The organism is Paenarthrobacter sp. MSM-2-10-13 (assembly GCF_011605365.1).
GTDB lineage: Bacteria > Actinomycetota > Actinomycetes > Actinomycetales > Micrococcaceae > Arthrobacter.
The window spans coordinates 1,343-4,558 of sequence record NZ_JAAOXO010000020.1; the positions used below are offsets into that span (position 1 = coordinate 1,343).

The 3,216-nt window shown below is 55.3% G+C and carries 1 rRNA gene; it reads left to right on the forward strand.

From position 1 onward, the window contains the following. Positions 1 to 6: 6 nt before the first annotated feature. Positions 7 to 3,147 (forward strand): 23S ribosomal RNA (locus HAV21_RS21960). Positions 3,148 to 3,216 lie beyond the last annotated feature (69 nt).

Below are 3,216 nucleotides of genomic sequence, written 5' to 3' on the forward strand. Positions count from 1 at the left end.
GTGTGTGGTCAAGTTTTTAAGGGCACACGGTGGATGCCTTGGCATTAGGAGCCGAAGAAGGACGTAGGAATCTGCGATAAGCCTGGGGGAGTTGATAACCGAGCGTTGATCCCAGGATGTCCGAATGGGGAAACCCCGCACAACGCTGTCATGGTGATTGTGTGACCCGCATCTGAACACATAGGGTGCGTGGGGGGAACGCGGGGAAGTGAAACATCTCAGTACCCGCAGGAAGAGAAAACAATAGTGATTCCGTTAGTAGTGGCGAGCGAACGCGGATCAGGCTAAACCGTTTCATGTGTGATAGCCGGCGGGCGTTGCATGGGCGGGGTTGTGGGACTTTCCGTTCTGGTTCTGCCGGACCAGTGAGGTGAGGTGCAGGCATAGGTGAACGGTCTTGAAAGGCCGGCCAGAGAGGGTGTGAGCCCCGTAACCGTAATGTTGTGCACGGCCTGGGGAGTATCCCAAGTAGCACGGGGCCCGAGAAATCCCGTGCGAATCTGTCAGGACCACCTGATAAGCCTAAATACTTCCTAATGACCGATAGCGGACCAGTACCGTGAGGGAAAGGTGAAAAGTACCCCGGGAGGGGAGTGAAACAGTACCTGAAACCGTGTGCTTACAATCCGTCGGAGCAGTCTTGTTACTGTGACGGCGTGCCTTTTGAAGAATGAGCCTGCGAGTTAGTGTTACGTCGCGAGGTTAACCCGTGTGGGGTAGCCGTAGCGAAAGCGAGTCTGAATAGGGCGAGTGTAGTGGCGTGATCTAGACCCGAAGCGGAGTGATCTACCCATGGCCAGGTTGAAGCGACGGTAAGACGTCGTGGAGGACCGAACCCACTTCAGTTGAAAATGGAGGGGATGAGCTGTGGGTAGGGGTGAAAGGCCAATCAAACTCCGTGATAGCTGGTTCTCCCCGAAATGCATTTAGGTGCAGCGTTGCGTGTTTCTTGCCGGAGGTAGAGCTACTGGATGGCCGATGGGCCCTACAAGGTTACTGACGTCAGCCAAACTCCGAATGCCGGTAAGTCAGAGCGCAGCAGTGAGACTGTGGGGGATAAGCTTCATAGTCGAGAGGGAAACAGCCCAGACCACCAACTAAGGCCCCTAAGCGTGTGCTAAGTGGGAAAGGATGTGGAGTTGCGAAGACAACCAGGAGGTTGGCTTAGAAGCAGCCATCCTTGAAAGAGTGCGTAATAGCTCACTGGTCAAGTGATTCCGCGCCGACAATGTAGCGGGGCTCAAGTACACCGCCGAAGTTGTGGATTTCACATATTGCCCTAGCCTTCGTGGTTCAGGGGTGTGGAGTGGTAGGGGAGCGTCGTGTGGGCAGTGAAGTCGCGGTGGAAACCAGCGGTGGAGCCTACACGAGTGAGAATGCAGGCATGAGTAGCGAAAGACGGGTGAGAAACCCGTCCGCCGAATGATCAAGGGTTCCAGGGTCAAGCTAATCTGCCCTGGGTAAGTCGGGACCTAAGGCGAGGCCGACAGGCGTAGTCGATGGACAACGGGTTGATATTCCCGTACCGGCGAAAAACCGTCCATGCCAAGCGGGGGATACTAACCGCCCGGAGCCTGCCCTATCACCCTTGTGGTGTGTGGGTTTTGGCCGAGCGCGGGATCTGATCCCGGGAGGTAAGCGTATTAACAGGTGTGACGCAGGAAGGTAGCCGGGCCGGGCGATGGTTGCCCCGGTCTAAGGATGTAGGGTCAGGGATAGGCAAATCCGTTCCTGTGTGTTTCGAGCACAATCCTGAGATCTGATGGGACCCCCGTTCGGGGGGATCCGGTGATCCTATGCTGCCAAGAAAAGCATCGACGCGAGGTTTTAGCCGCCCGTACCCCAAACCGACACAGGTGATCAGGTAGAGAATACCAAGGCGATCGAGAGAATTATGGTTAAGGAACTCGGCAAAATGCCCCCGTAACTTCGGGAGAAGGGGGGCCTGCCCCGTGATGGAGACTTGCTCTCCGTGAGCGGGTGTGGGCCGCAGAGACCAGGGGGAAGCGACTGTTTACTAAAAACACAGGTCCGTGCGAAGTCGCAAGACGATGTATACGGACTGACTCCTGCCCGGTGCTGGAAGGTTAAGAGGACCGGTTAGCCCTTACGGGCGAAGCTGAGAATTTAAGCCCCAGTAAACGGCGGTGGTAACTATAACCATCCTAAGGTAGCGAAATTCCTTGTCGGGTAAGTTCCGACCTGCACGAATGGAGTAACGACTTCCCCGCTGTCTCAACCATAAACTCGGCGAAATTGCAGTACGAGTAAAGATGCTCGTTACGCGCAGCAGGACGGAAAGACCCCGAGACCTTTACTATAGTTTGGTATTGGTGTTCGGAGTGGCTTGTGTAGGATAGGTGGGAGACGTTGAAACCCGGACGCCAGTTCGGGTGGAGTCATCGTTGAAATACCACTCTGGTCACTTTGGACATCTAACTTCGGCCCGTGATCCGGGTCAGGGACAGTGCCTGATGGGTAGTTTAACTGGGGCGGTTGCCTCCTAAAAAGTAACGGAGGCGCCCAAAGGTTCCCTCAGCCTGGTTGGCAATCAGGTGTCGAGTGTAAGTGCACAAGGGAGCTTGACTGTGAGAGAGACATCTCAAGCAGGGACGAAAGTCGGGACTAGTGATCCGGCGGTACATTGTGGAATGGCCGTCGCTCAACGGATAAAAGGTACCTCGGGGATAACAGGCTGATCTTGCCCAAGAGTCCATATCGACGGCATGGTTTGGCACCTCGATGTCGGCTCGTCGCATCCTGGGGCTGGAGTAGGTCCCAAGGGTTGGGCTGTTCGCCCATTAAAGCGGTACGCGAGCTGGGTTTAGAACGTCGTGAGACAGTTCGGTCCCTATCCGCTGCGCGCGCAGGAAATTTGAGAAGGGCTGTCCTTAGTACGAGAGGACCGGGACGGACGAACCTCTGGTGTGTCAGTTGTACTGCCAAGTGCATCGCTGATTAGCTACGTTCGGATGGGATAACCGCTGAAAGCATCTAAGCGGGAAGCTCGCTTCAAGATGAGATTTCCATACACATTATGTGTGAGAGGCCCCCAGCCAGACCACTGGGTTGATAGGCCGGATGTGGAAGCGAGGACTAAAGACTCGTGAAGCTGACCGGTACTAATAGGCCAACAACTTACACCACACAACACACACTGCACGCGTCCACTATGTGGTTCCCGAACAACAACCGTTCGAACCAGGAACCAACAAC